The sequence below is a fragment of the Desulforadius tongensis genome, assembly GCF_016907915.1.
In the GTDB taxonomy this organism is placed as follows: domain Bacteria; phylum Bacillota; class Desulfotomaculia; order Desulfotomaculales; family Desulfohalotomaculaceae; genus Desulforadius; species Desulforadius tongensis.
Genome location: NZ_JAFBCW010000006.1, coordinates 66,165 through 88,793 on the forward strand (window position 1 = coordinate 66,165; position 22,629 = coordinate 88,793).

The following is a 22,629-nucleotide window of genomic DNA, read 5'->3' on the forward strand; positions in this document are numbered from 1 at the left end:
CCTCTACACCTCTCTCCCGCCGGTCCATTTAAAGTCTTTTCGCAGCGGGTGACCTTCAAAGTTATCATCCAGCAGAATCCGCCGCATATCCGGGTGACCGGTGAAGTTAATACCCATCAGGTCGTAAATTTCTCGTTCCATCCATACCGCACCGGGCCAAATTGAAAACATCGACGGTACTGCCGCCTTTTCTTTGTCTACCTTTGTTTTAATCATTAACATGTCACCCCGGCACAGGCGGCAGACATTGTACACTATTTCAAAATAATCTTTATAATCCACAGCAGTTTCATCGGTTAGATAGTTAAATCCATAAACATCCCTCAGCTGCCGCATCAGCGGCAGCAGTTCTTCCTCCGCCACAGTTACGGAGTTTTTATTGATTTCTATTGACCGGTATTTATCTTTCAGTTCCTGTATTATTTGATTGCTTTCCACGGCTCGCTTTCCACCACCTTGGGGTTTTTCACCTTTTCTTTCAGCAGCAGCATCCCATGAATTAAAGCATCCGGCCGGGGTGGGCAGCCGGGAATATACACATCCACCGGCAAAAGCTTATCTGCACCCGGTACAACAGAATATGAATCAACAAAGGGGCCGCCGGAAATGGCGCAGCTGCCCATGGCCACCACCCACTTGGGTTCCGGCATTTGATCGTAGATGCGTCTTACATAGGGTGCCATTTTTTTCGTAATGGTACCGGCTACAATCATCACATCTGCCTGGCGGGGTGATGGCCGAAATACTTCGTATCCAAAGCGGGCCAGGTCAAAGCGGGGGCCGCCGGCAGCCATCATTTCTATGGCACAGCAGGCCAGCCCAAAGGTTACCGGCCACAGGGAATTGGCCCGGGCCAGGTTCAGCAGTTTTTCCAACGGGGCCAGCGCAATGGTGCGTTTAACCTGTTCAACAATTACGGGATCGGCGGTTAATTCTTCCACCGGGTGTCTTTCTGGGGATGGTTTTTTTACCTCCATTCCAATGCTCCTTTCTTCCAGGCATACCACAGGCCAACCACCAGGATAAAGAGGAAAATAATCATTTCAATAAAGGCAAATAACCCCAGGCTGTTAAACTTCACCGCCCATGGGTATAGATAAATTGTTTCTACATCGAATATCACAAATAACAGTGCGTAAACAAAGTACTGGGCCCTAAATCGCACCCAGGTGGGGCCTTGGGTGGGCGGACCGCATTCATAGGGTTCTTCTTTAACAGCATTTTTGCGACGGGGGTGAATTAAAAATGATGCCGCTAAACCGCCTGCACCAAATACCACTCCCACAATAAGAAAAATTAAAATCACTCCACCTTCAGGCAGCATTCTTTATATCCCTCCTTTTATTGGTTTGCCGGTTTCGCAAGCGACAGCGAATCAACTTGAGATTTAAAAACATATTAGCTTTTTAATTAATTTAATTTCAATGATTAAGATCACATATTGAGGGTAAATTGAGGGTAAATTTTAAAAATAGAATAAATTTCCTTATTATTTGGAAAATATTATCTTTTATTTATTTTCTATTATTTACAAAGATAAAAGGCTGTTTCTAAAATTTATAAGAAACATAAATAATAATAACACAAATCCAGCGCCCAGCAATAAAATTATTATTATTATTTCATGGTATTATTTGTAACACATACCAATACAATACAGTTGTATCCACAGCGATTATGTTATTTCTACCGGTATTTAAATAATATTGATTGAATATTCTGTTATTTTAGAGCAAAAAAAATATCCTTTTCAGTTTAACATTCAGTTTTTTTATACTTACTAATCACCTCAGCCACCGGCCCAAAACTTGTACGGTGAATGGCACTGGGACCGTACCGCCGCAGTTTGGCCAGGTGCTCCGCAGTGGGGTATCCTTTGTGTTTATCAAATCCGTACTGGGGATACCGGTTGTGATATTGTTCCATAATCTTATCCCGGTGAGTTTTGGCCATAATTGAAGCGGCAGCAATGGAGGCACTTAATCCATCCCCGCCTACAATACGGGTTTGGGGTATTTTTATAGTTGGTACGTTAATACCGTCAATTAATACATGCTGGGGAGTGGTGGTCAAATTATCCACCGCACGCTTCATGGCCAGCATTGATGCCCGGTAAATGTTCAGCCGGCAGATTTCCTCCACCGAAGCCTCTCCCGTGGCCCAGCAAAGGGCGTTTGCTTTTATTTCTTCAGCCAGCTGCCGGCGCCTATCTGCAGACAGCTTTTTGGAATCATTGAGGCCGTATAACTTAATCTCCGGAGGCAAAATAACGGCAGCGGCCACCACCGGCCCGGCCAGCGGGCCGCGCCCCGCTTCATCTACCCCGGCTATGTACTGCTTGCCCCGGCAGACAAGCTCTCTTTCATATTTAAACAGCTCTTGCAGTCTTATGTATTCCCGTTTTAATTTTTCCCGCCTGCGCTGTAAGTATTGATATATTTTCTGCACCCCTACCCTGGGGTCTTCAGCCAGCGATTTTATCAACTGCTCATCAACAGATTCATTATCCAGTTGATTTTTAACTATTTCTTTTATCTCTGCCACCGTCAAATTCACAATATTCAAACCCAATCATCCATTTCTTTTAATTAATACCTTCTTCACCAGGTCTTTCCAGCGATATTCGCCCCAGCTTGCCGGCTCTGAATTCTTTCAGCACCAGCACTGCCGCCTTATGGGTATCCACCACCCCGCCGCTGAGCAGCATGCCTCTTCGGGCACCAATTTGCTGCAGCAGCTGAAAGCTGTCTTCCCCGATATCACTTAACTTGTACCTGGCAGTGAGGTTTTCAGGTTTAATTTTCGTTAATATCTTCAGCAGGTACAATGCCACCTCTTCCACATTGACCACCTGCTCTTTTATAGCCCCGGTGGCAGCCAGTTTCAGCCCCACTTCAGCATCTTCAAATTTGGGCCAAAGTATACCCGGGGTATCCAGCAGTTCCATATCTTTGTTAATCTTTATCATTTGCTTTCCTTTGGTTACCCCCGGTGTGTCGCCGGTTTTGGCCGATCTGCGCCGGGATAAGCGGTTAATAAAGGATGACTTGCCCACATTGGGTATGCCCAAGACCATACAGCGCACCGCCCTGGGCCGCCTGCCCGCTGCAGCCATTTCAGCCATTTTTTCCGCCACCAATCTTTTGGCCGCTTTTGGAATTTCAGCAAACCCCCGGCCTTTAACGGAATCCACAGCCACTGTAATGATGTGCTTTTCCTTTAAGGCCTCTTCCCACTGTTCGGTAATTTCAGGGTCCGCCAGGTCCGCCTTGTTTAATACCACCAGCCTGGGTTTGGAACCCAGAATTTTATCAATCATGGGATTTCGACTGCTGATTGGAATTCTGGCATCCAGCAGTTCTATTACCACATCCACCAGCTTGAGGTTTTGCTGCACCAAACGCTTGGCTTTGGCCATATGGCCGGGATACCATTGGATAGTACTCTGCTGTTCCACTTATCTTTTCACCACCGTTTTCAGCCGGCCAGCCCCAGGCGGTTTACCGGCCAGTAAATAAGCACTGCTTTACCGATTATTAAATTCTCCGGCAGAAAGCCCCAGTAGCGGCTGTCTTCACTGTTGTTCCTGTTGTCCCCCAGCATTAGATAATGGCCTGCAGGAACTTTTACCGGGCCGTAATTGCCATATCGAATGCCGGCGGGCAGATAATCCTCCGGAACAAGTTTACCGTTTATGTACAGTTTGCTGTCCCGCAGCTCCACTGTATCCCCCGGCTCTCCAATCAGGCGTTTTACAAAGTTCCTGCTGGGATCCCTGGGGTATTTAAACACCACTATGTCCCCCCGTTTCGGTTCATCAAAATAGTAGGATATTTTGCTGACAATGATCCGGTCGTTTATCATTAGGGTCGGTTCCATGGAACCGGAGGGAATATAGAAGGGTTCCACAATAAACATGCGGATTACCACCGCCAGTACGACAGCAATAACCACAGACTCTATTATTTCCCGAACAGGGTTTTTCTTATTTTTTTGCCCCACTGCTTTAGCTTCATGGTCAACACTTTCCAATGCGTGCACCCCCTCTTTGACGCGAGCAGTTCTATAAACGCTCTGCCGGGCAGGGCTTAAAGGAGCCCAGACGAGAAAAGGGACTGCCTGCAGTGAGCCAGTCCCTTTAATTTACTTTCTCAGTTCTTTAATGCGGGCAGCTTTACCGCGCAGGTTACGCAGGTAGTACAGTCTAGCCCTTCTAACGCGACCACGACGAATAACTTCGATTTTATCAACTTTTTTACTGTGCAGCGGGAATGTTCTTTCCACTCCCACGCCATAGGAAACCCGGCGCACGGTAAAGGTTTCGCTTAAACCGGAGCCCCGGCGCCTGATAACAACACCTTCAAATACCTGAATACGCTCACGGTTACCCTCAACAACCTTTTGGTGCACTCTAACTGTATCACCGGGCTTAAATTCAGGAATGTTTTCTTTCATATACTCTTGTTCCAGTGACTTAATGAGGTTCATTACAGTCCCTCCTTCCTGCCTAGACGTTCATACCCTTTTCTTGTAAGGTAGCGGACCGCCCGTATTCAAACATGAATAATTATAACACAATTATTCTTACCTATCAACATTTTGTGTTATCAGCAGCCCTAAAATATCCCCTTCATTTTTATTTCTTGAACCCTAAAATTTCTTGCAGTTGGTTGTAAACGGCGCCTAAAACTTCCCTATCTTCTGCAGACAGGTTTACTTCTTTCAGCAGCTCGGGGCGCCTTTCCAGGGTGCGCAGCAGGGACTGGCGCCGGCGCCACCGGTCTATTTTTTTGTGGTGCCCGGAAAGCAGTACCTCCGGCACTTCCATTCCCTGGTATACCCTGGGCTTGGTGTAATGGGGATGATCCAGCAGCCCGTTGTAAAATGAATCCGCCTCTGCCGAAGCCATTTCCCCCAGCACGCCGGGGATCATCCTGGCCACCGCATCCACCACCACCATGGCCGGCAGTTCACCGCCGGTTAACACGTAATCCCCGATTGATATTTCATCGGTTACCAGTTTTTCCCTTACCCTCTCATCAATACCTTCATAGTGACCGCACAGCAGTACCAGCCTTTCTTCCTGGGCCAGTTCTTTAGCCAAATCCTGGTTAAAAGGCATACCCTGGGGGCACATCATTATCACCCGTCCCAGGTCCTCCTGCAGTTCCCGCAGGTGTTCCAGGGCTTTAAATATCGGTTCTGCCTGCATCACCATACCGGCACCGCCGCCGTAAGGCGTGTCGTCCACGGTGCGGTGTTTGTTTTGAGAAAAATCCCTGATGTTGAAGGTGTGGATATTTAATATTCCCCTGTCCCTGGCCCTTTTAATAATACTGGTATCAAAGGGCCCGGTAAACATTTCCGGAAAAAGCGTCAGTATATCTATCCTCATAGATCCAGCAGTCCCTCCGGCAGCTCTACCACCATGCGGTTTTCTGCCAGGTTAATTTCCTTAACCACTTTTTTTAAGGCCGGAATAAGTATATCTTTACCGGCAGGCGGTTTAACCACATACACGTCATTGGCGCCGGTTGAAAATACCTTTTTCACCCGGCCCAGTTTCTCTCCGTTAATGTCAAACACGTCCAGGCCTTCTATTTCAAATATGTAATAGCTGCCTTCGGGCAGCGGCTTTAACTGTTCTCTGGTTATTTGTACCAGGGCACCTTTTAATCTTTCGGCGCCGTTCATATCTTCCACTTCACGAAATTTAATAATAATAAACTGCTTGTGCCGGCGCGATTTTTCTATATGATGAACAAACCGCCGGTGGTCAATTAAGATGTGTACTGCTTCCAGCTCTTTAAACCGTTCCGGAAAGTCTGTCAAAGGTATTAAACGCACTTCTCCCCTAACGCCGTGGGTGTTTACTATTTCACCTATGGTAATGTATTCTACCGCCACTGTAAATCACTACCCCCAGAGTGTCTTATTTCCAACACTTTGCCGTCTTCCACCAGCACTTCTACGTTCATTACTTTATTCCAGTCATCCCCGACTTTTAGTTCTACTAAACTCTCCACCCTGCCGTGCACAACCTCAGTGCCCGGCTTTAAGTTTCCCACCGCTTTTATTTTTTCCAGCAATCTCTGTTTTCTTTGTACCCGCTCGTAAATTTGGCTTTCAATTTGCTGTTTGGCCTTTTCTGCATATTCAGCATTGTGCCGGGCAGCAGCGGTGGATAACTTTTTATTTTGAAATTCCAACTGCTGCAGCTCGGCTTCCAAACGCTGCACTATCCTCTGCACTTCGGCCGCAATTTTTTTTTTATAGTTTTCTGTTACTCTAACTTTTATAACCACCGGTCTGGTAATCTTTATACTATCCATAAACCACACTCCAAAGGATCTGTAATATGAAGAATTAAGAATGAAGCCGGCCCGCACGGGACAGGGCTGCCTTCATTCTTAATTCTTCATTATTATAAAAGGGGGCTAGGCCCCCTTTGTTTAAACTATTTCCACCATAACTTTTTTGCGTTGTTTGGCCGCCGCAGCCTTGACCACCGTGCGGATGGCCCGGGCAATACGGCCCTGCTTACCAATAACTTTGCCCATGTCATCAGGGGCTACACTTAATTCCAGCACAACAGCTTTTTCTTTTTCAATCATTTTCACGTTAACCTGATCCGGCTGGTCAACGAGTGCTTTAGCTAATATTTCCACTAATTCCTTCATTAATAAAGCACCCTCCTATTCCTGACCCTCTCCGGCAGCTTTTTTCAATACCCCTACCTTTTGAAACAGCGCCTTTACTGTTTCTGAAACCTGGGCACCTTTGCTCAACCAGTCTTTAGCCTTTTCTTCATCAACTTTAATTACAGCCGGTTTTTTCAAAGGATCATAATAACCAATCTCTTCAATAAAGCGGCCGTCACGGGGAGAACGAGAGTCAGCCACTACTATGCGGTAAAACGGAGCCTTTTTAGCTCCCATCCTTTTCAAACGAATTTTGGTTGCCACAGATGTCACCTCCTTTAATATAATTGCTTAATTGCTGAATTTATAAGATCAACCCGTATTAAAACGGGAACGGCAGCTTTAATTTTTTCTTACCCTTTTTCATATCGCTGAGCTGCTTGAACATTTTTCTTGTCTGTTCAAACTGTTTTAACAAGCGGTTTACATCCTGCACCTTTGTTCCGCTTCCTTTGGCAATGCGTTTTCGCCTGCTGCCGTTAATCTTCTCCGGGTGCCGGCGCTCATAAGGGGTCATGGATTGAATGATGGCCTCAACATAGACCAGTTCCTTTTCATCTATTTGATCCTTAAGGTTTTTAATCTTGCTCATCCCCGGAATCATGCCCAGCAGCTGATCCAGCGGACCCATTTTTTTAACCTGCTGCAGCTGGTGTAAAAAGTCTTCCAGTGTAAAATCCGCTGTTTTGAGCTTTTTCCTCAGCTTCTGCGCTTCTTCTTCATTTATACTGGCCTGGGCTTTTTCAATCAGGGTCAGCACATCCCCCATGCCCAGTATGCGGTTGGCCATGCGGTCCGGGTGGAAGGGCTCTAAAGCATCCATCTTTTCGCCCATACCAATAAACTTAATGGGTGTCCCGGTAACCTTGCGCACCGACAGCGCCGCACCACCCCTGGTGTCACCATCAAGTTTGGTCATTACCACCCCGTCCAGGCCCAGGCGCTGGTTAAAACTTTCAGCCACATTAACCGCATCCTGACCGGTCATGGCATCAACCACAAGCAAAATTTCATGGGGTGAAACCTCTTGTTTTATAGCCACCAGTTCGGCCATCAATTCTTCATTAATATGCAGCCGGCCCGCGGTGTCAATAATCACTAAGTCCTGACCGTTTTTGTTGGCGCTTTCCACTGCTTTTTGAGCAATTTCCACCGGGTTTTGCTGCCCCATGGAGAAAACCGGTATATCCAGCTGTTTGCCCAGCACTTCAAGCTGTTTAATAGCAGCGGGGCGGTAAACGTCAGCAGCCACCAGCAGGGGACGGCGCCCATGCTTGCGCATCAAGTTGGCCAATTTGCCGCAGGTGGTTGTTTTGCCGGAACCCTGCAGGCCCACCAGCATAACAATTGTTGGGGGGGTGGGAGCCAGGTTAATTTTGCTCTGCACTCCACCTAACAGTTCTATCAGTTCATCTCTAACGATTTTTACCACCTGCTGGCCAGGGGTTAAGCTGGAAAATATATCCTGACCAACGGCCTTTTCCTTTACTCTTTTAACAAATTCCTTTACTACCTTGTAGTTAACGTCAGCTTCCAGCAGTGCCACCCGCACTTCACGCATGGCCTCGTTGACGTCAGCTTCCGTAAGGTGACCTTTACCCTTTAACTTTTTAAAAGTTTCCTGCAACCTTTCAGAAAGGTTTTGAAACATTGAGCAGCACCCCCTGCCATTTTCGAGATTACTTCTCTACCAATTTCGTAATCTCCGTTAATATCTCTTCTATCCGGTCCAGCAGACCGGGATTGGGGTCCTGGCGGAAACCTCGTAACAGTTCCAGAGCTTCAGATATCTTCCTGCGCTCGGCCATAAACTTGTCCAGCAGTCCCAATTTCTCTTCATAACCGGTAAGTATTTTTTCAGCCCTTTTTAATGTATCGTGCACTGCCTGGCGGGTGACATTATACTCCTCAGCAATTTCACCCAGCGAAAAGTCATGGCCGTAATACAGTTCAATGAAGCGCTGCTGTCGCTCGGTGAGCAGTTGGCCGTAAAAGTCGTATAACAGTGTAATTTTAATGACTTTTTCCATAATGGCCTCCGTGCCGCGTCTTTACCTATAAAGGCAGCAAACTTTACACAAAGATTGTACAGAAATTAGTTATTGATGTCAAGTATTACTCTGCTTTCAACTTTAAATCTGCAATATTTTTTATATCAATGAAAAGGTAACCGGCCCGAATGAAAGAATACTTATAAGGGGATAATTTCCTGGGGAGGGATATTTATGAAGTTAAACTCCACTGCAGTGGATAATCAAGCTATGAGTAATATTTACACCCTTGAGCAGGCGCTGAATTTAAACCGCCAAGAAGTCAAAGAAGCCCACAAAAAATATGTCAATTCCAGCCTGGCCAAATTAATGTCTTTGCTGAACTTCGACCTGCAGTATGTCAAAGCCAGCGGCGTGTCGGTTTGGGACAGTGAGGGCCGGGAATACCTGGATTTCCTCGGCGGCTACGGTTCGCTGAACCTGGGGCACAATCATCCCCGGGTGATACAGGCGCTGGAGAAAGTGCAAAATATGCCCAATATACTGCAGGCATCACTGGGCACTTTGGCCGGGGCGCTGGCCGCCAACCTGGCCCATATCACCCCCGGAAAACTGCAGCGCTGCTTTTTTGGAAACAGCGGGGCCGAAGCGGTGGAAGGAGCGTTAAAACTGGCCCGGGCTGCCACCGGCAGGGATAAAATCATTTACTGCCGCGGGTCCTTTCACGGCAAAACCTTCGGTGCCCTGTCGGTAACCGGCAGGGAAAAATATCAAAGGGCCTTCCAACCTTTACTGCCGGGAACCGTTCCGGTACCCTTTGGAGACCTGGATGCCCTGTCCAAGCTGCTGAAAAACAATGACACCGCCGCCTTTATAGTTGAACCCATTCAAGGAGAAGGGGGTATTAACCTGCCCCCCGCCGGTTACCTGGCCCAGGCCAAAGAGCTGTGCAGCCGCCATGGAGCATTATTTATCGCCGATGAAATACAAACCGGCATGGGACGTACCGGCAGCATGTTTGCCTGCGAACAGGAAGGGGTGGTGCCGGATATCCTCTGCCTGGCTAAATCCCTGGGCGGTGGTATTATGCCCATCGGCGCATACATCACCACCGATGAAATTTGGCAGAGGGCCTACGGCAGCGTGGAAAATGCCACATTACATACTTCAACCTTTGGCGGCAACACCTGGGCCGCCGCAGCAGCACTGGCCACCATTGAAACCATCTACCGGCAGGATTTAATTACCCAGGCCCGGGAAAAGGGCAGCTACTTCCTGCGTAAGCTCAAAAAATTAAAGGAAAAATATCCCCTGCTGGCCGACGTGCGGGGGCGCGGTTTGCTAATCGGTATTGAATTTGCGAAACCCAAGGGTTTTGCCTATAAAGCCACCATGGGGGTAATAAACAGGCTATCCGAAGAATACATGGGCAGTTTGGTAGCCGGACAGCTGTTAAATAAATACGGCATTATCACCGCCTACACATTGAACAATCCCAACGTTATCCGGTTGGAGCCACCGCTGGTGGTGGAATACCGGCAGCTGGACCGGGTAGTAGAGGCCTTGGATGAAATATTGAGCACCCACAGGGGGTTTTTCAGCATGGCGGCGTCGGGAGCCAAGACTATGCTTAAAACATTTACCTTTAAAGACTGACAGCGGCATACATTTACAGCACTTTAAAACACCACCAGGGGATGAAAAAGCAGGTGGCCTTTTGTACAAAAGTGCGTTTATGGATGAGCTGCTGCCAAACTAAGTGATGGTTACCGGTGGAGGCATGGTGACGCACAGGACGTGCGTCACCGGCATCTGTGCTAAGGAAGGCAAATATGCCGGGGTTACTGCCGGAACCGGCACAGACCGGGCGCTGACTTTGGCCGGCAAAGGAATTCAGCAAACGTTACAAAAGCCACCGGCTTAGCAAGATAACCTTTTCAGGGCATACCCATGTTTACTGCTTCTTATCACTTTTATGCCGGTACATTCTTTGATCCGCAATCTCTATCAACCGCTTTAAATCTCTGCCGTCTTCCGGGTAAACAGCTGCTCCGCAGCTGACTTGAATTTTTTCACTACCGGGCAGCTGAACCTGCTCTATAACACCGATTACCCGGGCTTTAATCTCACCGGCTTTATTCCTGTTAACCCCGGGTAAAATCAATATAAACTCATCCCCGCCATAGCGAACAATGTGATCTGAATCCCGCAGGGATAAACGAAGTGCCTTGACCATTAAAGACAAAACTCTGTCCCCGTAAGTGTGTCCATAACGGTCGTTTAATACCTTGAAGTTATCCAAATCCAGCAGCAGTACAGCAATGGATGTATTCCCCGGCACTGCCGTGTTTAAAATCGCCGGCCAAATTTCATCCAAATACCTGCGGTTACCTACCCCGGTCAAATAATCTGTGGCAGTTTCCCTTTGTAAGTTTTGAGTCAGTTTCATCTGCTGTACAATTAGGTGCCTCACGGCGATGATGGACATTAATATACCTGCGGAAATAAAAGCTTCACTAAAACATCTTTCATGGGTTTCGTTAAAAAAATTTAAAACGGCTCCCACGATCAGCAGCAGAACTCCCAGCAGGTGCATGCTCCAAACGATAGAGTTTTGCTCAATACTTTTTAATTTCACAGCATAATAAAACCAAATCAATACCACGGCCAAAAAAACAACATGAAACACAAAGTCTATATTAGTATTAATTATCTTCATAGCCTTTCCCTTACCGTTTTTTCAGTATTGGTTAGTTAGCTGTATTAAATTCTTCCAGTTAGCTGTATTTCCTTTTGGTAAATTTTCGCTAATGAAAGAATCATATAATGAAAGAATCATATGCTTATACGTACCGGCATGCCAAAAAAAGGGGGTGCCGCAGCACCCTTTAACCCATTAATCTTTCAATACACCTGTCAACGTTTTGAAAAATTTCTTCTTCATCCAGTGTTAATATTTTGCGATTTTGCATCACCAATTCACCGTCTATAATTACTGTGTCCACATCGGCACTGTGGGCCGAGTAAACCATGTGGGCACAAATATCGTGCCGGGGATATAAATGGGGTTTGTTAAAATTCACCAGTATAATATCTGCTTTTAAACCCGCTTTTAACCGCCCCACTTCATTTTCCAGGCCCAGCGCCCCGGCACCGCCGGCGGTGGCCATTTCCAGTGCTTTGTAAGCCGGCATGGCTGTGGGATCCATGTGGGATACCTTTTGCAGCAGTGCCGCGGTACGCATTTCTTCCAGCATGTCCAAATTGTTGTTGCTGGAGGCACCATCGGTGCCCAGGCCCACTTTAACACCGGCTGCCAGCATTTTTTGTACCGGGGCAATACCGCTGGCCAGTTTCATGTTGCTTTCGGGGTTATGAGCCACGCCAACATTATTTTCGGCCAGTATTCTTATGTCTTCATCATCCACATGTACGCAGTGGGCGGCCAGGGTGGGATAGTTAAACAGCCCCAAACCCTCTAGGTGCTGAACCGGTCTCCGGCCATACTGTTTTACAATATCCCGCTCCTCGGTAAGGGTTTCGGCCAGGTGTATGTGTATACCCACACCCAGTTCCTCCGCGGCCCCCATTACTTTTTCCAAATAATCCGGCGGGCAGGTGTAAGGGGCATGGGGACCGAGCATGGTGGTAATGCGGCCGCCGGCTGCTCCCTGGTAGCGGCTTATAAAATCCCTGCTTTCTTCCAGTGCTTCAGCACCATTGGGAGCCACCCCTATCAGGCCCCTGGCCAGCACCGCCCGCATACCGCTCTCCACAGCAGCTTCGGCCGCTTGATCCATAAAGGCGTACATATCCGCAAAGGTGGTGGTGCCGGACTTAATCATCTCCACACAAGCCAGCAGGGTACCCCAATATATATCTTCAGCCTTCATTTTAGCTTCCAGCGGCCAAATCTTATTGTTCAGCCACTCCATCAGCGGCAGGTCATCGGCATAACCGCGCAAAAGAGTCATGGCGGCATGGGTATGGCAGTTGACAAATCCGGGCATGGCCACCATATTACTGCCATCTATCTGCACGGCGGGCTCAAAATTTTCCGGTGCCGAGCCTTTTTCCCCCACGGATAATATTTTATTTCCGGAAATAGCAATTTCGCCTTTTTTAATTATCTCCTGACCTTCTGTCATGGTTAGGATATCTACATTACGAATAATTATTTGGGACATTTAAATACCTCCACACGCTCTCTCTGCCCGTATTTGTTCAGGTAAAAATCTCTCAATACTGCCACATCCCCCGGGCTAAGAACCTTCGGGTCACCAACCAGCTTGGAAATTATATATATCTGGGCACAGCGCTCCACCATCATACACACATCAAAGGCTTCATCCAGATCCCTGCCCACCCCCACCATACCGTGGTTAGCCAACAGCACCGCATTTTTCTTACCCATGGCCCGCACAGTGCTGCGGGCCAACTGCTCACTTCCGGCCACGGCATATTCCGCCACCGGTACTTCGCCGCCGATAAGGGCAGCCATATCTTCCAGTATGGGCGGTATAGAGATGCCGGAAACTGCCAGTGCGCTGGCATAGGCGCTGTGGGTGTGCACCACCGCATTGACATCCTCCCGGGCAGCATAAATGGCTAAATGTACTTTAATTTCACTGGAGGGCTTTAAATCGCCCTCTCGTACCTCACCGTCCATATTTACCACCACAGGCATGTTAGGGCGTATTTGGTGGTAGCCAACGCCGCTGGGGGTAATTATCACCAACTGCTCATCGGGCAGCCGGCAGGAAATATTTCCCCATGTTCCCAATATCAAATTTGAATCAGCAATTTTTCTTCCAAACCTGGCCACCCTCTCCCGGGCTTTTTCCACTGTCAGCTTAATCTTCAAATTATCACCGCCTGCGGGTCTGTTTTTATTCTCCGTGATTCCACGAATTAATATATTTCTCTTGTTCCGGGGTTAATTTATCTATTTCTACCCCCATTGATTTTAGTTTTATGTTTGCCACCCGGTCATCAATTTCTTTCGGTACGTTATATACGCAGCGCTCCAGTTTACCGGCATTCTGCAGCACGTATTTAGCTGACAGAGCCTGCAGTGCAAAGGACATATCCATAATCTCCGCCGGGTGACCATCACCGGCGGCCAGGTTCACCAGTCTTCCTTCAGCCAGCAGGTACAGTTTCCTGCCGTCCGGCATGGTAAACTCTTCAATGTCCCTGCGCACGGTGCGAACACCGGTGGCCATTTGATTAAGATGCGGTTTGTTTACCTCCACATCAAAGTGACCGGCGTTGCACATTATCGCCCCGTCTTTCATTACCTCGTAATGCTTTTTAACCAGTACATCTTTACACCCGGTTACCGTAATAAAAATATCACCGTACCGGGCAGCATCCACGCTGTTCATCACAGTAAACCCGTCCATGTGCGCTTCAATGGCCTTTACCGGGTCCACCTCAGTGACAATAACTTTGGCTCCCAAGCCCTTGGCTCTAAGAGCAATACCTTTACCGCACCAACCGTATCCCATTACCACCACCGTTTTTCCGGCCACAATCAAGTTTGTAGTGCGCATAATGCCGGACCAAACCGACTCCCCGGTGCCGTAGCGGTTATCAAACAGGTACTTGCACATGGCATCGTTAACCGCAATCATGGGAAACTTCAAGCCGCCTTCCCTTTCCAATGCCCTCAAGCGCAGCACCCCGGTGGTGGTTTCCTCACAACCGCCCTTGACGTTTTCAGCCAGGTCCCGGCGCTGGGAATGCAGCAGCTGTACCAAATCACCCCCATCGTCTATCACCACATCCGGGCGGTTATCCAGCACGTGCAGCAGGTGTTCCTCATATTCTTCGGCGGTGGCATTATACCAGGAATATACCTTAATTCCCTTCTCCGCCAAAGCCGCGGCCACATCATCCTGGGTTGACAGCGGGTTGGAACCGGAAATGGAAACATCAGCCCCTCCGGCAGCCAGCACTTCTGCCAGGTACGCGGTTTTAGCCTCCAGGTGAATACTTACCGCAATTCTGACCCCTTTAAAGAGTTGTTCTCTTTCAAATTCCTTTCTAATAGCATTAAGCACCGGCATGTGATTACTAACCCAGTCTATTTTCAAGCGGCCCTCCGGTGCCAAATTTATATCTCTAATTAGATAATCCGGCATTAAAAATATTCCTCCCTTTACTTAGCAGGATTTTCTCCCTGACAAACCCCATCGGCTGTTGTCCTGCTGTTCATTATTTTACGCAGGTTCTCCGGGTAGGGTTTTTGTACCACACCACGCTCGGTAATAATGGCACTGACCAATTCATTGGGGGTAACATCAAAGGCTGGATTCCATACCTTTACTCCCGGGGGCGCTATCCTGGTGCCGCCCACCGTGGTCACTTCTTCAAAATGCCTTTCTTCAATGGGTATCTGGTTCCCCGAAGCCAGGCCCATATCTATGGTTGATGTAGGGGCGGCCACGTAAAATGGCAGGCCGTGGGCCTGGGCCAACACGGCTAAACCGTAAGTACCGATTTTGTTGGCCACATCACCGTTGGCAGTGATGCGGTCTGCCCCCACAATTACCATATCAACCTTTCCCTGGGCCATTAAATACCCGGCCATGTTGTCAGTGATTAAAGTAACAGGAATATTTTCCTGCATCATTTCCCATGCCGTCAGCCTGGCCCCCTGCAGCAGCGGGCGGGTTTCATCGGCAAACACTTCTATATTTTTCCCGGCCCGGTGGGCTGCCCGGATGACACCCAGGGCAGTGCCAAAGCCGGCGGTGGCCAGCGCCCCGGCATTGCAGTGGGTGATAATGCGGGCGTTTTCGGGAATCAATTCCTGGCCGTATTCGCCCATCCGGCGGTTGGCTTCCAGGTCCTCACAAAAAATTTTATGGGCTTCTTCCAGCAGCAGTTCCCTTATCCCGTCAATATCCAAATCATGGCCGTCTCTCACTTTATTCATCATCCGGTCAATGGCCCAGCGTAAATTAACGGCGGTGGGACGGGTGGACGCCAGCTCGTAACCGATCTTTTCCAGCTCGGCCAGGAATTTTTCTTTATCCTTCTCCTTAATGCTGTTAGCCCCGATCACCATACCGTAAGCTGCAGCAGCGCCAATGGCCGGCGCACCGCGCACGCTGAGGCGCTTGATGGCATCGGCCACTGTTTTTACATCCTCTGCTTCTATATATTCTATTTTTTCGGGAAGTTTAGTCTGATCAAGAATCTTTAGTACCCCGTCTTCCCATACCATTGTTTTCACTATTGGATCACCCTTTCAAAAGCTCATGCATCGGCCCTTCCACCGCCGTATGGCAGTAGCACTCTCGATCAGGATCTAACGCTGATATGGTGCCCATGGCCAGCTTGCGCAAATTCTCGGCGTTCTTGTTCATCACTTCCAGCACTTCTTCATGGGTCAGGGGATTTTCCGATATACCGGCACCAAAGTTAGTTACCATGCACACAGTAGCATAGCAAATTCCCGCTTCCCTGGCCAGTATAACCTCCGGCACGCTGGTCATACCTACCAAATCACCGCCCAACATTTTAAACATCTTTATTTCCGCCGGCGATTCATAACGGGGACCCTCGGTGGTTACATATACCCCTCCCTGGTGATAGGATAAATTCAACTCATCTGCCACTTTGGCCATTATCTTCCGCAAATCCGGGCAGTACGGATCGGTGACATCCACATGCACCACACCATGCTCCCCGCCATTAAAAAAGGTCTGGGCCCGGGATTTGGTGAAGTCTAAAAATTGATCGCAAAAAACAAAATCACCGGGCTTCATTTTTTCATTAATCGAACCCACCGCCGCAGTGGCTAAAATAGTTTTTACACCCAGCTTCTTCAACCCGGCAATATTGGCCCGGTAATTAACCAGGTGGGGCGGTACACTGTGCCCGGCACCGTGGCGGTTCATAAAAGCAACTTCTCGCCCCTGGTATTCCCCTATTTTCACTGCCGTTTCACCAAAGGGCGTAGTGATAGTCTCGTCACGAATATTAGATAAAATATTGGGGTCATACACCCCCGTACCTCCAATTATGGCCATCGATACAGTCATGGTTTCATACCTCCATTCAGATAGGTTAAGAATATCATGGCGTGCACACTGAGCAAATATTCGTGACCCTGCCCGCAATTTCCTTTTCTGCAGTGGAAAATTATGTACCGACAGCACTTCTGCCAACTACTCCCTGTCCATCAACAGGGAATCAAACACCGCCTTTCTCCCCCACGGCGGCCTGCTGTGCTCCTTTGTCAGCAGCCACAGCACCGGGTAGGATGGCTCAAAGGTCGGGTAAACGGTAATGCCATCGGTAAAATAAATTAACGCCGAGGGCTTAATTTTTCTTTTATTAATTTCTTCAAATACCGGCTTGGTATAAGACCCTCCCCCTCCCCGGGGAATCACTTCATTAAAATCCCTCAAGCGGTGCCAGCTTTGAATTTTAGAATCACAAAAAACCAGGTGCCCGGTGATGGTAGAAAAAGAATTGATAATCCCCCGCACTTCGGAAAGGAATTTCTGCAGCTGTTTGTTATTCACCGATCCGGAGGAATCCACCGCCACCACTACCTCTTCCAGCCTTTCCTCTTCTCTTCCCAGGTCGGGAACTAAAATATTGTAATATACTAAACGCCGGTCCGGCGGCAGCCAACTGTAATCCGACTTTATTTTGGTTAGAAACTCGGCCAGTATCTGCCGCCAATCTTTTTCCGGGCGCAGCAGCTCACCAACAGCCCGTTCCAACGCCCCCGGTAAATCACCGCGGCTGCGGGCAGACTGCAGCGCCCTGGCCGCTCTCTCCTTCCACAGCCGCTCCACAGCCCCGGAAGCAAAATTCCGCTGATGCAGTTTATCTTCCCAGTGCTGGTGCTGATCCAGTGCGGTTTCCGGGTTTTCTTGTTCATTGTCTCTGCCGGTATTTTGATCCGCATTTTCTCCGCCACCGCTGCCCCCGGGTGATGATGCCGCTCCCCGTCCGTCATTTTCTCCGGTGCTTAACAGGCTGTACACCTCTTCAGCACTTTTATTTTGATACAGCTTGTTCACCACTAAGCCGGGGGAGATGGGGTATCCCTCAGCTTCCAAAATCAAATTCACCACGTAATCGCAGGCTTTATTCCAGCGGTGGGGATTACGAAACGATCTGCGCCACAGGTGACCTAAAGCGCAGTGCAGCACGGTATGGCAGATAACTGCTGCTGTTTCATCTTCCGTTAAACCGTCAATCCACTGCGGGTTATAGTAGAATTTTTCCCCGTCGGTATCTGCCTTTTTCACTGACCGGCGGGGCTCCGGGGTTAAATACATCACCAGTGTTCCTAAAAAAGGGTTTTTTAAAAGCACTTTTATTTTGGCCCGGGTTAATTTAGTCTCAGCTTGCTTTTCATAATTCATCTTTAAAAATCCCTACCCTGAAAAATGAAAAAATTTCTGACATGAATTCCGGTTATAAAATATACTGTCGGTATTTTTGAGCCCACCGGATCCATTCCGGCAGCCCCTTTATTTCCTCTGCCACCGCCTCTGACCTTAGAGCATCCCGCACCGTCAGCACTGAAAATTCGTCGGGCATCTGCAGGGTATATTTTATAAAGTTACCCAGCATGTCCTTAATATCCCCATCCTTGGCTGCGTTAATTAACCGGGAAACCAAAGCACTGCTAAGGGCGTACAAGATATCCGGTTCACCGGGCACTTCCTCCCCCCGGCCCTGCAAAATTTCTTCTATATCGGGCAGGTTTTCCACTGTACGGCAGAAGGCTAAAAATTCCGCTGCCACCCCTTCTCCCACCGTTCCCCGCACCACATTGGCAGCAACATCTGAAGCATTGGGGTCGGGATAACACTTCAGCAGGTTAGAAAGTATTTCCCAGGTGCGCGGGCTGGCAAAAACACTGCTGTCCCTATTGGGGTTAAAGGTGGATAAAAGCTGGGGCCGGAAATTTAAAAAAGCGATAATGCGGGAATCTATATCCTGTTCCAGCGCCCATTTTTTCCAGTCATCTAAATCCTCTTCCACCGGCAGGTGAATCATACGGTTGGCCAGCGGCGTGGGCATTTGATAAGTTACCCCCCGGTCGGTAAGCCGGTTTCCCGCCACCACTTGAATCCAGTTGGGAGCCATTTTCCAGTCTCCTAACTTCCTTTCCCATATTACCTGGTAAGCCGCCGCCTGCACCGTGGGAGGAGCGGAGGTCAATTCATCCCAAAATAATATCAGATGCTCCCCATACCGCTCCACAGTGGGCAGCAGCCCCGACTGCAGCCAAACAGCCAGTCCCCTTTCCACATCCGGGTAAGGCAGCCCCCTTAAATCCACCGGGTTGACATGTATCAATCTTATGTCCACCACCGGTACCGGCTTGTCCAGTCCCAGCTGGTGCCCGATTATTTCCGCCGCCTTATAAACGGCAGCGGATTTGCCGATGCCCGGTTTGCCAATTAAATTTACGGCGGGAGCTTTTTCACCCAGCCGGTATATGGTGCTGATCACTTCAATAACTTCATTTACTTTCACAGGTTATCACCTCAAAAACAGTTCTAAAAGCGCAGCTGTTCCAAGACTAACGCGGCCGAAATTTCTGCCACCAGTTCTTCAATTTCCCTCCACCCTTCCCAGGCAGGATAGGTTCTTTTCAACTGTTCCAGAAATTTTGTATGGGGATCCGGGGTATGAAAACACTGATCACAGGGCAGCAGCCGGGCCAGCACTGTAAAAATCCCCTTCTCATCCACCGCCTTTAATGCCGCTGTTATTTTTTTTACCTGTTTATCCAAACCCACATTCTTTTCACCCTGCCGGCAGGCAGATACCTCCACCCCCGGCAGCAGTTGGCATTTAACAAATTTAAAACGGGATGAAGGATCCGCAATGGCAGCGTTCAGCAGTTCAGCCATGGCGGTGCCGGCGACATTGGCATTGATAAAGCTGCAGTTTATAAACCGGTTATAGCCGGATAACTCAGCCCCAGACATATCCGCCTTTTCAAAGTTAACATTTTCAAAAAAAGCTCCGGATAAATTGGCCCTTTTTAAATCCGCCCCCTGCAGGTTTACGTTTTTAAAGCGGGCGGTGGAAAGGTTGTACCCGGACAAGTTCTGCCCGCTTAAATCACAGTCATTGAATTCCAGTGAAATATGGGGTAATTTTAGTTCTTTCCCTTCATTTAAAACCACCGGCTTGTTTCGCCAGGCATTAAATGCACCGGCATTGTTAAAAGCATTTACTGCTGTTACCCCGCTAATATACATGCTGAAACGGTGCTTGTGCAGAGTTACCGTGAACCCGTTCAAAGTACAGGATAAATAATAGTCACTGTTATGGGTGAGATTATTTAATTCTTCAAAACCAAAATTCACTTCCGTCACCCCGCAAATTCCCGTTGATACTAGGTTCTATTTTCCGCAAGGGATTCCTTCATCTAACTTACTTTCATTCTTGCACCGGCCAAAAAGCAATAATATGCAGGACTTTAACAATAAATGTCTAAAATTATCCATTGTAAAATAACCGGTATGTGTAAGTCTACTTACCTGGAGATGATGGTGCTTGCTTAAGGACAAATTAAAAAAGCGGCGATGGTCTATACCCCGTTCGCTTACTTTAATGCTGATACCCCATTCAAACCAATCCATTTATAAAGTACGCATTCCCTACATTTTGATTAAAGTTTCTTTGGCATTTAGTTTTTGTTTAATTATATTCGTGCTCTATTTTTCCACCAGGTACTGGCAGATGAAAGAGGAGCTGGTGGAATTAAATGAGCTGCGCAAAATTAACGATGCACAGGCGGCAAAACTGCAGCTGCTGGAAGCGGAAAGTGAGAAACTGCAGGAAAAAATGGCCGAAATAAAGCATTTAGAAAAAGATGTTCGCGAAATGCTGCAAAGGGGAGAAATTACCAGCCGCTCAGCTTCGGTTAACACCCGTAAATCTAATTCCATTACAAATAATGAACAAAGTGCACTGCTTTCCTTTTTAAACAAAAAATCCTACCGGGAAAAGAAAGCTGATTGGGACAAAAAGTACCTGGCAACTGCCAGTGCCAACAGTGCTTTAATTAGAGAAACGGGTGAGCTGAAAGAAAGTTTAAGCCTGTTAAAAAAGGATGTGGCTGTAAAAAAGGCCTATTTAGCAGCCAAACCATTCGGCCTACCAACCAAGGGCAGGATAAGCTCCCCTTACGGCAGCCGGCGTTCTCCCTTTTCCGGGCGTTCAGACTTTCACCCCGGTATAGACGTGGCCGCTCCTTATGGAGCACCGGTTGTGGCAACCGGTAAAGGCAAAGTTGTTTTCGCCGGGTATAAAAGCGGCTACGGCAAAACGATAATTATAGAGCATCCCTTTGGATTCAGAACGGTATACGCGCATAATGCCAAAATTAAGGTCAAGGTGGGAGATCAGGTATCCAGGGGAGATTGCATCGCCCTGGTTGGAAGTACAGGCGCCTCCACCGGTCCCCACGTACATTACGAGGTTTTTATCAATGGAACAAGGGTAGATCCCGCTGATTACATACGTTAAAAAAAGGAGAGATAGAATTGTTTGGTAAAAAAAGTGATTCTATAAATCATAGTAAAGTGGACACCGTTATCGGGGATGGCACCTATATCAACGGCGATATTAAAGTGGATGGCGTGCTGCGCATTGACGGCAAGGTTGACGGGCATGTGGATATAAACGGAGACGTTATTATCGGTCCCACCGGTTATGTCAATGCCGATATTAACGGCAACAACGTTACGGTGGCCGGAGAAGTGCACGGCAATATCACCTTAAAAGGAAAATTAGAATTGGACAGCACCGCCAAGCTGTACGGAGATATCGAAGTAAGCAAATTAGTAATCAATGAAGGTGCCATTTTTAAGGGAAAAAGCAGTATGATCGGCAGCTGTGAAAACGAAAATGAAATTAGTTAAAATCCAAAGGGGTTTAAGTGCTGCCCAACTCAGCTCAAATGCCGGTGCCGCACGGGGTGTGGGCACCGGCATTTAAGCTAATGTTATTTTTTTTCATTTACATCCAACCCGTACAGGGCAGCTACAAACTCCTGGGGATTAAAAGGCTGCAGGTCTTCTATGCCTTCACCCACACCAATCATTTTAACCGGCACATGCAGGCTGGTTTTAATACCGATCACCACTCCTCCCTTGGCCGTACCGTCCAGCTTGGTTAACGCTATACCGGTAACGTTAACCGCTTCACCAAACAGTTTGGCCTGGCTGATAGCATTTTGACCGGTGGTGGCATCCAGCACCAGCAGGGTTTCGTGAGGCGCCCCGGGCATTTCCCTTTCCACAATGCGGCGTATTTTTTTCAGCTCTTCCATCAGGTTGCTCTTGGTATGCAGCCTGCCGGCGGTATCAATCAGTAAAATATCAACCTTTCTGGAACGGGCAGCCTGCATGGCATCATAGGCCACAGCGCCGGGGTCAGCCCCTTCAGCGTGTTTAATCACATCAACTCCAACCCGTTCACCCCAGATTTCCAGTTGATCGATGGCTGCGGCTCTAAAGGTATCTCCCGCGGCCAGCAGAACCTTTTTACCCTGCTTTTTAAAGTAATGGGCCAGCTTTCCGATGGTGGTGGTTTTACCCGTACCATTCACACCCACCACCAGTATTACCGTCAGCCCGTCGGGGTTAATATTTATCGGGGTGGTTTTGTCGCCAATTAGGTATTCCACTTCCTCTTGAAAAATATCCTTCAGCCGGGCCGGGTCGCTGACATTGCGCAATTTAACCCCTTCCCGCACCCGCTCTACCAGCTCCAGGGCCGTATTAACACCGACATCGGCCTGAATCAGCACCTCTTCCAGCTCCTCATACAGCTCTTCATCGATGTTCTTACGGCCAATTACCACCTGCTCCACTTTTTCCACAAAACTCTTGCGAGTTTTAGACAAACTCTTTTTTAAACGATCAAAAAATCCCATC

General features: G+C 48.2%; 28 protein-coding genes. 4 read left to right on the top strand and 24 right to left on the bottom strand.

The window, feature by feature from the left end; genetic code table 11:
* Positions 1 to 3: 3 nt before the first annotated feature.
* The 14 genes from JOC37_RS03610 to ylxM all read right to left on the bottom strand — a co-directional run bounded on the left by JOC37_RS03610 (position 4) and on the right by ylxM (position 8,731).
* Entirely contained in the window at positions 4 to 438 is a 435-nt protein-coding gene (locus JOC37_RS03610) for an NADH-quinone oxidoreductase subunit C (protein WP_204616141.1), read from the bottom strand.
* Positions 420 to 977: an NADH-quinone oxidoreductase subunit B gene (locus JOC37_RS03615; RefSeq protein ID WP_204616143.1), complete on the bottom strand. Its 558-nt coding sequence runs from the start codon at positions 975 to 977 to the stop codon at positions 420 to 422. The genes JOC37_RS03610 and JOC37_RS03615 overlap by 19 nt, the downstream gene beginning before the upstream one ends.
* On the bottom strand, positions 968 to 1,324 hold the full coding sequence (locus JOC37_RS03620; RefSeq protein ID WP_204616145.1) for an NADH-quinone oxidoreductase subunit A: 357 nt from the start codon (positions 1,322 to 1,324) through the stop codon (positions 968 to 970). Before JOC37_RS03620 ends, JOC37_RS03615 begins: the two co-directional genes overlap by 10 nt.
* A 431-nt stretch (positions 1,325 to 1,755) precedes the next feature.
* On the bottom strand, positions 1,756 to 2,556 hold the full coding sequence (locus JOC37_RS03625; protein WP_338017336.1) for a ribonuclease HII: 801 nt from the start codon (positions 2,554 to 2,556) through the stop codon (positions 1,756 to 1,758).
* 28 nt (positions 2,557 to 2,584) lie between these two features.
* Complete coding sequence (gene ylqF / locus JOC37_RS03630) at positions 2,585 to 3,457, bottom strand: ribosome biogenesis GTPase YlqF (RefSeq protein ID WP_204616148.1); 873 nt, start codon at positions 3,455 to 3,457, stop codon at positions 2,585 to 2,587.
* A gap of 20 nt (positions 3,458 to 3,477) precedes the next feature.
* Positions 3,478 to 4,032 (bottom strand): signal peptidase I, encoded by a 555-nt coding sequence (lepB, locus tag JOC37_RS03635; RefSeq protein ID WP_238480731.1) that lies wholly within the window; start codon positions 4,030 to 4,032, stop codon positions 3,478 to 3,480.
* 111 nt (positions 4,033 to 4,143) lie between these two features.
* Complete coding sequence (gene rplS, locus JOC37_RS03640; protein ID WP_204616150.1) at positions 4,144 to 4,488, bottom strand: 50S ribosomal protein L19; 345 nt, start codon at positions 4,486 to 4,488, stop codon at positions 4,144 to 4,146.
* 148 nt (positions 4,489 to 4,636) lie between these two features.
* Entirely contained in the window at positions 4,637 to 5,395 is a 759-nt protein-coding gene (gene trmD / locus JOC37_RS03645; RefSeq protein WP_204616152.1) for a tRNA (guanosine(37)-N1)-methyltransferase TrmD, read from the bottom strand.
* On the bottom strand, positions 5,392 to 5,907 hold the full coding sequence (rimM, locus tag JOC37_RS03650) for a ribosome maturation factor RimM (RefSeq protein ID WP_204616155.1): 516 nt from the start codon (positions 5,905 to 5,907) through the stop codon (positions 5,392 to 5,394). The genes trmD and rimM overlap by 4 nt, the downstream gene beginning before the upstream one ends.
* A complete protein-coding gene (locus JOC37_RS03655) occupies positions 5,898 to 6,332 on the bottom strand; it encodes a YlqD family protein (RefSeq protein ID WP_204616157.1) in 435 nt (144 codons plus the stop codon). Before JOC37_RS03655 ends, rimM begins: the two co-directional genes overlap by 10 nt.
* A gap of 120 nt (positions 6,333 to 6,452) precedes the next feature.
* Complete coding sequence (locus JOC37_RS03660; RefSeq protein WP_204616159.1) at positions 6,453 to 6,680, bottom strand: KH domain-containing protein; 228 nt, start codon at positions 6,678 to 6,680, stop codon at positions 6,453 to 6,455.
* Positions 6,681 to 6,695: 15 nt separating this feature from the next.
* Positions 6,696 to 6,965, bottom strand: a complete 270-nt coding sequence (rpsP, locus tag JOC37_RS03665; RefSeq protein ID WP_204616167.1) for a 30S ribosomal protein S16 — start codon at positions 6,963 to 6,965, stop codon at positions 6,696 to 6,698.
* Positions 6,966 to 7,023: 58 nt separating this feature from the next.
* Entirely contained in the window at positions 7,024 to 8,352 is a 1,329-nt protein-coding gene (ffh, locus tag JOC37_RS03670) for a signal recognition particle protein (protein WP_204616168.1), read from the bottom strand.
* A 28-nt stretch (positions 8,353 to 8,380) separates the two neighbouring features.
* Complete coding sequence (ylxM, locus tag JOC37_RS03675) at positions 8,381 to 8,731, bottom strand: YlxM family DNA-binding protein (protein ID WP_204616170.1); 351 nt, start codon at positions 8,729 to 8,731, stop codon at positions 8,381 to 8,383.
* Positions 8,732 to 8,926: 195 nt separating this feature from the next.
* Between ylxM and JOC37_RS03680 the strand changes: the two genes are divergently transcribed.
* Together JOC37_RS03680 and JOC37_RS03685 are read left to right on the top strand one after the other, a co-directional pair.
* Positions 8,927 to 10,348 carry an aspartate aminotransferase family protein gene (locus JOC37_RS03680; protein ID WP_204616172.1) on the top strand — a complete coding sequence of 474 codons (1,422 nt, stop codon included), beginning with the start codon at positions 8,927 to 8,929 and terminating at the stop codon, positions 10,346 to 10,348.
* 127 nt (positions 10,349 to 10,475) lie between these two features.
* Positions 10,476 to 10,616, top strand: coding sequence for a hypothetical protein (locus tag JOC37_RS03685; protein ID WP_204616174.1), 141 nt, complete (start codon positions 10,476 to 10,478; stop codon positions 10,614 to 10,616).
* 30 nt (positions 10,617 to 10,646) lie between these two features.
* Here JOC37_RS03685 and JOC37_RS03690 read toward each other — a convergent pair whose 3' ends face one another.
* The 9 genes from JOC37_RS03690 to JOC37_RS03730 form a co-directional block, all read right to left on the bottom strand.
* The gene (locus tag JOC37_RS03690; protein WP_204616176.1) at positions 10,647 to 11,411 is read right to left on the bottom strand and encodes a GGDEF domain-containing protein; all 765 of its coding nucleotides are present in this window, start codon (positions 11,409 to 11,411) and stop codon (positions 10,647 to 10,649) included.
* A 169-nt stretch (positions 11,412 to 11,580) separates the two neighbouring features.
* Complete coding sequence (locus JOC37_RS03695; RefSeq protein ID WP_204616178.1) at positions 11,581 to 12,879, bottom strand: amidohydrolase; 1,299 nt, start codon at positions 12,877 to 12,879, stop codon at positions 11,581 to 11,583.
* Positions 12,867 to 13,556 carry a class II aldolase/adducin family protein gene (locus tag JOC37_RS03700; protein ID WP_207754879.1) on the bottom strand — a complete coding sequence of 230 codons (690 nt, stop codon included), beginning with the start codon at positions 13,554 to 13,556 and terminating at the stop codon, positions 12,867 to 12,869. The genes JOC37_RS03695 and JOC37_RS03700 overlap by 13 nt, the downstream gene beginning before the upstream one ends.
* A 25-nt stretch (positions 13,557 to 13,581) precedes the next feature.
* Positions 13,582 to 14,838, bottom strand: coding sequence for an adenosylhomocysteinase (locus JOC37_RS03705; protein ID WP_204616180.1), 1,257 nt, complete (start codon positions 14,836 to 14,838; stop codon positions 13,582 to 13,584).
* Positions 14,839 to 14,855: 17 nt separating this feature from the next.
* Complete coding sequence (gene mtnA, locus JOC37_RS03710) at positions 14,856 to 15,935, bottom strand: S-methyl-5-thioribose-1-phosphate isomerase (RefSeq protein WP_204616182.1); 1,080 nt, start codon at positions 15,933 to 15,935, stop codon at positions 14,856 to 14,858.
* Positions 15,936 to 15,942: 7 nt separating this feature from the next.
* Entirely contained in the window at positions 15,943 to 16,746 is an 804-nt protein-coding gene (gene mtnP, locus JOC37_RS03715) for an S-methyl-5'-thioadenosine phosphorylase (RefSeq protein WP_204616190.1), read from the bottom strand.
* A gap of 126 nt (positions 16,747 to 16,872) precedes the next feature.
* Positions 16,873 to 18,087: a vWA domain-containing protein gene (locus JOC37_RS03720; RefSeq protein WP_204616192.1), complete on the bottom strand. Its 1,215-nt coding sequence runs from the start codon at positions 18,085 to 18,087 to the stop codon at positions 16,873 to 16,875.
* Positions 18,088 to 18,139: 52 nt separating this feature from the next.
* The gene (locus JOC37_RS03725) at positions 18,140 to 19,210 is read right to left on the bottom strand and encodes a P-loop NTPase family protein (RefSeq protein ID WP_204616194.1); all 1,071 of its coding nucleotides are present in this window, start codon (positions 19,208 to 19,210) and stop codon (positions 18,140 to 18,142) included.
* Positions 19,211 to 19,233: 23 nt separating this feature from the next.
* On the bottom strand, positions 19,234 to 20,061 hold the full coding sequence (locus JOC37_RS03730) for a pentapeptide repeat-containing protein (protein WP_204616196.1): 828 nt from the start codon (positions 20,059 to 20,061) through the stop codon (positions 19,234 to 19,236).
* A 181-nt stretch (positions 20,062 to 20,242) separates the two neighbouring features.
* Between JOC37_RS03730 and JOC37_RS03735 the strand changes: the two genes are divergently transcribed.
* Together JOC37_RS03735 and JOC37_RS03740 are read left to right on the top strand one after the other, a co-directional pair.
* Entirely contained in the window at positions 20,243 to 21,217 is a 975-nt protein-coding gene (locus JOC37_RS03735; protein ID WP_204616198.1) for a peptidoglycan DD-metalloendopeptidase family protein, read from the top strand.
* Positions 21,218 to 21,234: 17 nt separating this feature from the next.
* Positions 21,235 to 21,612: a bactofilin family protein gene (locus JOC37_RS03740; RefSeq protein ID WP_204616200.1), complete on the top strand. Its 378-nt coding sequence runs from the start codon at positions 21,235 to 21,237 to the stop codon at positions 21,610 to 21,612.
* Between the two features lie 83 nt (positions 21,613 to 21,695).
* On the opposite strand, the gene ftsY is transcribed toward JOC37_RS03740, so the two are convergent.
* Positions 21,696 to 22,628, bottom strand: coding sequence for a signal recognition particle-docking protein FtsY (ftsY, locus tag JOC37_RS03745; RefSeq protein ID WP_204616202.1), 933 nt, complete (start codon positions 22,626 to 22,628; stop codon positions 21,696 to 21,698).
* Position 22,629: the final 1 nt, after the last annotated feature.

Coding starts and splice junctions, on each gene's coding strand:
- JOC37_RS03615 (WP_204616143.1), bottom strand. CDS start 977: ATGGAGGTAAAAAAACCATCCCCAGAAAGACACCCGGTGGAAGAATTA.
- JOC37_RS03620 (WP_204616145.1), bottom strand. CDS start 1,324: ATGCTGCCTGAAGGTGGAGTGATTTTAATTTTTCTTATTGTGGGAGTG.
- rplS (WP_204616150.1), bottom strand. CDS start 4,488: ATGAACCTCATTAAGTCACTGGAACAAGAGTATATGAAAGAAAACATT.
- trmD (WP_204616152.1), bottom strand. CDS start 5,395: ATGAGGATAGATATACTGACGCTTTTTCCGGAAATGTTTACCGGGCCC.
- JOC37_RS03655 (WP_204616157.1), bottom strand. CDS start 6,332: ATGGATAGTATAAAGATTACCAGACCGGTGGTTATAAAAGTTAGAGTA.
- JOC37_RS03660 (WP_204616159.1), bottom strand. CDS start 6,680: ATGAAGGAATTAGTGGAAATATTAGCTAAAGCACTCGTTGACCAGCCG.
- ffh (WP_204616168.1), bottom strand. CDS start 8,352: ATGTTTCAAAACCTTTCTGAAAGGTTGCAGGAAACTTTTAAAAAGTTA.
- ylxM (WP_204616170.1), bottom strand. CDS start 8,731: ATGGAAAAAGTCATTAAAATTACACTGTTATACGACTTTTACGGCCAA.
- JOC37_RS03680 (WP_204616172.1), top strand. CDS start 8,927: ATGAAGTTAAACTCCACTGCAGTGGATAATCAAGCTATGAGTAATATT.
- JOC37_RS03690 (WP_204616176.1), bottom strand. CDS start 11,411: ATGAAGATAATTAATACTAATATAGACTTTGTGTTTCATGTTGTTTTT.
- JOC37_RS03695 (WP_204616178.1), bottom strand. CDS start 12,879: ATGTCCCAAATAATTATTCGTAATGTAGATATCCTAACCATGACAGAA.
- JOC37_RS03705 (WP_204616180.1), bottom strand. CDS start 14,838: ATGCCGGATTATCTAATTAGAGATATAAATTTGGCACCGGAGGGCCGC.
- mtnP (WP_204616190.1), bottom strand. CDS start 16,746: ATGACTGTATCGATGGCCATAATTGGAGGTACGGGGGTGTATGACCCC.
- JOC37_RS03720 (WP_204616192.1), bottom strand. CDS start 18,087: ATGAATTATGAAAAGCAAGCTGAGACTAAATTAACCCGGGCCAAAATA.
- ftsY (WP_204616202.1), bottom strand. CDS start 22,628: ATGGGATTTTTTGATCGTTTAAAAAAGAGTTTGTCTAAAACTCGCAAG.